The organism is Deltaproteobacteria bacterium (assembly GCA_016213065.1).
GTDB lineage: Bacteria > UBA10199 > UBA10199 > SPLOWO2-01-44-7 > SPLOWO2-01-44-7 > JACRBV01.
Genome location: JACRBV010000004.1, coordinates 1 through 7,098 on the forward strand (window position 1 = coordinate 1; position 7,098 = coordinate 7,098).

Sequence of the window (7,098 nt, forward strand, 5' to 3'; positions counted from 1 at the left end):
AAAATGCTGAAATTTTCAAATTGTCATTCTGAGCCCTTCGCTTTGTCATTCTGAGCGAAGCGAAGAATCTGTTCGGGCTCAGGATAAACTCCGCGAAGAATCCAATATTATCAAGTAGATCCTTCACGGAGTTTACACTGAGCGAAGCGAATGTGTTCAGGATGACAACCATGAAAAACGCATTTTCCACTACTCCCATAAAACGCATTTTCCACCATCCCCCCCTTTTATCCTTGTTTTTTCTTGAGTTCTACGTAATTATTGCCTTGTAAAATATTGAGATGGGCCATATAATTGCCTTGTGAAAACGTTGTTTCGTTTATAACTTATTGATATTAGACATGAAACGTATAATAGATAAAGAATTGCTGTTGTGGAAAGGAAATAGGGATAGAAAAGTTCTATTGGTTCGGGGGGCTAGGCAGGTCGGTAAAACCTACTCAATGAGACAACTTGGAAAATCCTTTAAACACTTCGTCGAAGTAAATTTTGAGGAATTAAAAGATGTCAGAGTTTTCTTTGATGGAGTGCTTTCACCGGATGAAATTATCAGAAAACTATCGGTTTATTTTAACACCCCAATAAATCCGCACGAAACGTTGCTTTTCTTTGATGAAATACAGGCATGCCCCAACGCTCTCCAGTCTCTTCGTTTCTTTCACGAAAAAATGAAAGAGCTCCATGTTGCGGCGGCAGGCTCGCTACTTGAATTTGTTTTGTCGGAAATTTCATCATTCGGCGTTGGCCGAATTGAAACTTTTTTCATGTATCCAATGACCTTCGCAGAATTTCTAAAAAACTCCGGAGATGAAGGTTTAAACCAGATTATCGCTGATGCAAGTCTGGACAAACCCGTAGATGAAGTTTTTCATAATAAAATTTTAGACAGATTAAAATTATTTCAGATCATAGGCGGTATGCCAGAAACAGTTAGGGCCTATATTGAAACTCAAGACTTCACCAAGTGCCAAAAATCAGCGGATACTCTGATCACATCCATTAACGACGACTTTGCAAAATACAGAAAACGCTTATCTGCTATCAAACTTCAAGAAACGTTTAAATCAATTATCATGCAGGTCGGAAATAAATTTAAGTATTCAAATATTTCCGATGAACCATCAAGCGGATATAAAAATGCCCTCGATCTTCTAATTAGGGCGGGGCTTGCATATAAGGTCTTCCACACTTCGGCCAGAGGTTTGCCTCTCGGGGCGCAAATAGACGAAAAAAAATTTAAAGTGCTGTTTTTTGACACCGGTATTTATCAAAGAGTAATGGGTCTTGATTTGGCATCGTACATGTCTTCACCAATAGAAGATTTGGTAAACAAGGGGGCATTTGCAGAACTGTTTGTTGGGCTGGAGCTTATAGCAAGCGAAAAAAATTACGTTCATCCCGAACTTTACTATTGGCATAGAGAGGCAAAATCAAGCAATGCAGAGGTTGATTATATTGTGTCTGTGAACAATAAAATAATTCCGATTGAGGTTAAATCCTCCCGTAAAGGTCAGATGCAAAGTCTCCGATTATTCCTAAAAGAAAGGAATAAAACTTATGGCATTAGAATATCCTGCGAAAATTTCGGCAAACACGAGAACATAATATCAATCCCTCTTTATGCCATCCCTAAGCTATATGAAATAATATCGAGTTTTTAAAGGTGCCCTTTAGAAACTATAGAACGAATCTTATTTTGAAAACTTTTCCGGAATTTTTGGAAGGAGCGGTATTTTTCCACATAACTTCGCGTTTGTCCGCGCTGGTTTTTTGAAATGCAGGTCTGGATGGCTTTCATATAGTCTTCAACGCCTTCCGTCTTGATGACATAAACTCCCTCTGCGGAGTTAAGAGGCGCTTCTTCTTCCAGACAGACGTCCGCAACAGCTTTGCTGATGATGACGGGAAGATTACAGGCCATGGCTTCCAGCACAACGAAACTCGCCGATTCGTAGCGTGAAGGAAAAATAAAAAAATCGGCCGCGTTGTACAGCCGGCACAATTCTTCTTCGGAAAGATTTTCTTTTACAATCATGTTGGGAGTAGTGATGGCGGGAGGTTGAGAGAGGACGCAGACGAACTGAACCTGAGGCAGGCACTCCGCCAACTGCCGGATGATATCCCATCCTTTTCCATGTTCCGCCTGACCGATAAAAAGGGCGGTGGGTTTCGGATTTTTTGAAAATTTCTTTTCATCGGTAACAACAAATTGCTCCAGATCAATGCCCACCGGAATTATCTGGCTTTCTATTTTATAGCATCGGTTGATTTCCCGTCGCACCTTTTCTGAAATGGAAATGCAGGAAGCGTTAATTCCGCTCCTTTTTTCGAAATAACTGAAAAAATACCGCGAGGCGAAATATCCCTTTTTATCTTTGAGTACTTTTTCCGCATAGACTTCAAAACAACCGAGGTAAACATGCAGTCTGGGAATTTTAAGATGCTGGAAAGAAAAGGGCCACCCGCCTTCTGAAAGCGTCATGACAAGATCAAACGGTTTTTGTCGATGGAGTTTTAAAAAATGACGGCTCACCCACCATGATTTTTTGACTTCTTCCAGACAAAACCGGCTCCAGTCGGGGCGGAGGATTTTGGGAAGTGGGGGACATTGATCCATTCCGATAAATTCCAGTTGGGGTAGGGCCATCTTAAGATGTTGGCTATAAACCGGACCGCCTTTTTTGTTTGATTCAAAACGATGTAGCAGAGCAATGCGCGCTGTCATGGTTTGGGTCTTCATGACAAAAGCCCCCGATAAATTTGCATCACTCTTTGCGCGTAGATTTTATGGTGATACTGTGTTTCCGCCAGTTCACGTCCGTTTTTGGCGAGCGTTCCGGCCAAAAACGGATGATTCCACAATTTCTCGATTGTTTTTGCAAATGAGGGCCAATCATTTTCAATCCAGATATTTTTTTCGTGGGTGGCGCAAAGTCCTTCGGCGCCTTTGCTTGTGGAAAGGACGGGTCGTTGCATGGCGAAAGCTTCGAGAATTTTCCAGCGTGTGCCGGAGCCAAACCGGAGTGGAACAATGAAGATGCGGCAATTTGTTACATGGGGTTTGATATCTTTTACATGTCCCAAGAAATGCACGTTGGAGGGATGGGGACCCGGATACACCCCGCTACCCAAAATTTGAAAAGGGATGTGGGGCAGACGCGGAGCCAATTCTTCACAAATAATTTTTGCCGCGTCGCGGTTGGCGCTGTAAGACAGGGAACCCATAAACAGAACCGACTCGCCCTGTATCTGTGAGGGCGTGTAAGAGGTGACGTCGAGAGAATTGGGGATGATGGTGATTTTCTCGCCCAGTCCCGGCAACTCTTTTAAAATTTCCTCCCGATCAACAGAGGAACAGACAAAAATATGATCGGATTCTTTTAACGCCTTTTTTTCATAGGTTTTCGCCCGCCAGTGCAACCACGGGATCATTGGAAATTGGAAGGGAATCTTTTTTACACCGGGACCGTGAGGCAGATCATATTTCAAAAGGTTCCAATTGACATCATGTTCCACAAGGATTGTCGGAGTATTGGGAAAAAGTTTTTTGAGTCCGAAAAAGTAGGGAGTGTGAATTTGAATGATATCCGGTTTTGGGAGTGGCGGCGCTCCAGAAAAATCGGTTTTATAATAGGTCCAGAGTTTTGTGACTTTGGATGTCCAATCATCCCCAAATTCCCGATAATAAAAATGGGGAGTGAGGTAGGGATTTTTTTGTTGGTAAGTGGAAAAATAGGAAACGTGAGCCTCGTCCTTGATCATCTGAATCCAGTTGAAAACCCGGAGCGCCAGTCCACTGCTATTGGGAGAACAGGCAGGAGCGATCACTAATACATTCATGCCACGTTCTTAACCGGATTTTTAACACCTTGGCAAATTGAGAATGTCTATTTTGCTTCAGAAACCAATTCTTCGTTTTGGTGGCAAAGGTGGTGGAGTCATCAACTCTCGTATGGCATCAAATACAGCTTTAAATTGCCTATCATATTTTTTTTCCAACTGTTCCAGTTTTTGGGCGAGATCTTTGTGGGTTGCCATCATTTCACGCAGACGAACAAATGCACGCATGATTTCAATATTCACCAAAACGGCCTGTCTGCTTCTCAAAATGCTGGAAAGCATTGCAATGCCCTGCTCCGTAAAGGCATAGGGATTGGCCCTGCGTAACCCTCCCCAACTTGAAGTCACAATTTGTGACTTCAAGTTTCTAACCTCTTGATTTTCCAATTGAAGCATAAAGTCATCTGGGAACCTTTCCAAATTCCTTTTGACAGCTTGAACGAGAACTTTTGGTTCCACACCATACAACTCTGCAAGATCGGTGCTCAACATGACCTTGCGCCCACGTAGAAGAAAAATCCGTTTTTCAATGTGCTCCATTGGAAGAATAAGATGAGTCATTGTGTTTACCTCCTGCAGAGACATAAGCAATCACCATGCCAGCCTAAGAGCAATTTATTGTGGATTTGGAACATGACTAAGGACGGTTTCTGAACACTCCCTGACGGATTTTGGTCATCACAATCGCCATGTCTCTTCTTGTGATTTTGGGGCGACTTTGCAAAAAGGGATCTCTGTGATCTTTGTTGTTTTGCCAGCCTATAACGAGCAGAAGAGTATTCCGCTTCTTTTTGAGCGGATCGGTTCGACCTTTCGAAAATTTCCACACGATTACCGAATTATTTTAGTGGATGACGGTAGCCGTGACGATACCTTGAAGATGGCGACATTGTTGAAAGAGACGATGCCCGTGGAAACACTGGTTCATCCTGTTAATAAAGGTTTGGGGGAGGCATTGAAGACCGGACTTGTTTATGCCACCAACTTGGCCGGAAATTCCGACGTTATCATTACAATGGATACCGATAACACCCACGACCCCGATTTGATGCCGCAAATGCATCGCAAAATTTTGGAAGGATGCGACATGGTAATTGCTTCCCGCTATGTCAAAAACGGACGTGTGATCGGAGTTCCTCACCTACGGCGCTTTTTGGGACGTGCGGCTTCTCTTTTATTTCGCATTTTTTTTCCGATCACTGGAGTCAGGGATTATACCTGCGGATACAGAGCCTATCGGGCGACGTTGCTAAAGAAAGCCTTCCAAGAATACGACAACATATTTATTTCCCAATCCGGTTTTTCCTGTCAGGTGGACATTCTTTTGAAGTTGCGCCGTTTTAAACCTTTCGTTTGTGAAGTCCCGATTGTCCTGAAATATGACGAACGTCGGGGATTATCCAAAATGAAAGTTGGCAAAACGATTCGGGAAACTTTGTTGTTATTCTTTCATCAACTTTTCACTACCTGAAAGTTTCAATTCATAAAGCCGGTAATTTTTGAAATTGGCAACGGGCTTCAAGTCAAACGCGTCGGACAATTTTTCATACTCCTTTTTAAAATTTTCCTTTGAAAATCGGGACAGGTAGATTCGTTCGCCTTTTGCGAGCAGTGTCTTGATTTTATCGGGATGATTCGTGGCACCCCACAAGGCGGGAGGAAGTGTCTTTCCGTGAAAATAGAGTAACCGGTCGGCGTAAAGGATATCATCTGAGAGGGCGATGGTTGTGATCTGCTTGGGGCTTCCAATAAGATGCGTCAGAAGAATGGCGTCGAAATCGGTGATGAAAAAATTTTTTTGCGGTACATTTTTTTCGATCATTTGCAGAAAATCCCGCCGGTTTGTTTCAAAGGGTTGATGGGAAAAAGTGTAGGCAAAAGGGATGAAGGCCAGATTGGCGATGAGGAGTCCTCTCATAGGAATTTTTTTAAAGATGGCGACAATGCCTTTGGCGGTGGCAAGCAGAATAAAGGGGACGATAGGAAGCATGAAATGTCCGGCTTGTGAAAAAAGGAGGGCGTGCGGGAGATAGAGTCCAATAAAAAAAAGGACGATGAAATAAAAGAAGGGGCGATCTTGCCGGTAAAAATCGGAGAGTCCGCGCAGTGCAAAAAATCCTATCAAATAGGCGTAGATAATCTGGTCGGGGCGGCTTTTCAGGATATTGGGATAGGGGATGTGCGCCCCCGTTGCGGAAATCAGTGCAAATAGGGCGTTGGGGCTCCCACCGGACGAAGGCGGAATGCCAAATGCATAGGTAAAAGAAAAAGGTTTTTGCATGTTGGAAGAAAGAAACTCCCAGTAGGAATAACCGGTGAGCCAAGCAGAACCAAACTCTTTCCATTGAAAATAAAAAAGCCAGACCAAGGGAAAAGCCGCTCCAAGCAACAAGAACGCCATTTTTTTCGCGCGAAGAGAAGAGGAATCATCCTGCCTTGTGAGTAGATAAACAAGTGTGGCCGGTATTGCCGCAACGGCCAGATATCGGATGACACCGGCAAAACCCAAAAGCACTCCGGCACAGAAAATAGTTTTGAACCCGGCGCTTTTTTTCGTGAATGAAAATGTCGCGAGCAAAATACAGAACAGAGGACCCATGGAAGGCATGATGAGACGGCTGTAGACTATGTGAAGCGGTGAAAAACCGAGGAGCAAGAGTGCTACCAAGGCCGTTTCTTCTCCGGCAAGACGAAAAGAGAGACGATACAACAGAAAGAGGGACAAGAGTCCCAAAATCATCGGGACAAAAACAGCGGCGCCGAGATTGTTTGGAAAAAAAAGATAAATAGGTGCGATCAACAAAGAAAATCCCGGCGCTTTGCCTACGGGATGGTTTTCCTCATTGATCGGGAGCGAAAAACTTTTTTCTTTGATGAGACGATCGGCGCCAGCGGTGTAATGAACGCCATCATACATCTCCATTGTTTCAAATCCGCGCGCAGGCGACGCAATACGCAATAAAAAAACATTGACACAAATGGCAACCAGCAATGCCCATTTTAGAAAAGTAGTGGAAAATGCGGGTCCTGCATTTTCCACCACTCTCATAACGTTAAAAATCAGATAAATCCCGATCGTCAACAAAATCCACCATTCCAAAAGCCGGATTTGCAGGATCGTTTCAGGAAGCAACTGATGATCCAGACTCAAAAATTTTTGAACAAAATTTTCCAGTGTTGTCATTTGACGGTCCTATCATTATAGAGAGTGGTGAAAAAATTGGGTGACAGCCGAGGGGGGTGGGAGGGGCCCCCTTT

6 protein-coding genes are annotated in these 7,098 nt (G+C 43.6%); 2 read left to right on the forward strand and 4 right to left on the reverse strand.

Annotation, left to right across the window (positions count from 1 at the left end; all coding sequences use genetic code 11):
* Positions 1-341 precede the first annotated feature (341 nt).
* A complete protein-coding gene (locus tag HY877_00180; GenBank protein MBI5298705.1) occupies positions 342-1,661 on the forward strand; it encodes an ATP-binding protein in 1,320 nt (439 codons plus the stop codon).
* Here the strand turns inward: HY877_00180 and HY877_00185 are convergent.
* The 3 genes from HY877_00185 to HY877_00195 are packed head-to-tail and all read right to left on the reverse strand — an operon-like array spanning position 1,658 to position 4,401.
* The gene (locus HY877_00185) at positions 1,658-2,740 is read right to left on the reverse strand and encodes a glycosyltransferase (GenBank protein ID MBI5298706.1); all 1,083 of its coding nucleotides are present in this window, start codon (positions 2,738-2,740) and stop codon (positions 1,658-1,660) included. The genes HY877_00180 and HY877_00185 overlap by 4 nt on opposite strands.
* Positions 2,737-3,840, reverse strand: a complete 1,104-nt coding sequence (locus tag HY877_00190) for a glycosyltransferase family 4 protein (GenBank protein ID MBI5298707.1) — start codon at positions 3,838-3,840, stop codon at positions 2,737-2,739. The genes HY877_00185 and HY877_00190 overlap by 4 nt, the downstream gene beginning before the upstream one ends.
* Positions 3,841-3,897: 57 nt before the next feature.
* Positions 3,898-4,401 carry an ORF6N domain-containing protein gene (locus tag HY877_00195; protein ID MBI5298708.1) on the reverse strand — a complete coding sequence of 168 codons (504 nt, stop codon included), beginning with the start codon at positions 4,399-4,401 and terminating at the stop codon, positions 3,898-3,900.
* 175 nt (positions 4,402-4,576) lie between these two features.
* Here HY877_00195 and HY877_00200 point away from each other — a divergent pair, with 175 nt between their 5' ends.
* Positions 4,577-5,311, forward strand: a complete 735-nt coding sequence (locus HY877_00200) for a glycosyltransferase (protein ID MBI5298709.1) — start codon at positions 4,577-4,579, stop codon at positions 5,309-5,311.
* On the opposite strand, the gene HY877_00205 is transcribed toward HY877_00200, so the two are convergent.
* On the reverse strand, positions 5,282-7,024 hold the full coding sequence (locus tag HY877_00205; protein ID MBI5298710.1) for a glycosyltransferase family 39 protein: 1,743 nt from the start codon (positions 7,022-7,024) through the stop codon (positions 5,282-5,284). The two genes, HY877_00200 and HY877_00205, sit on opposite strands and share 30 nt — an antisense overlap.
* Positions 7,025-7,098 lie beyond the last annotated feature (74 nt).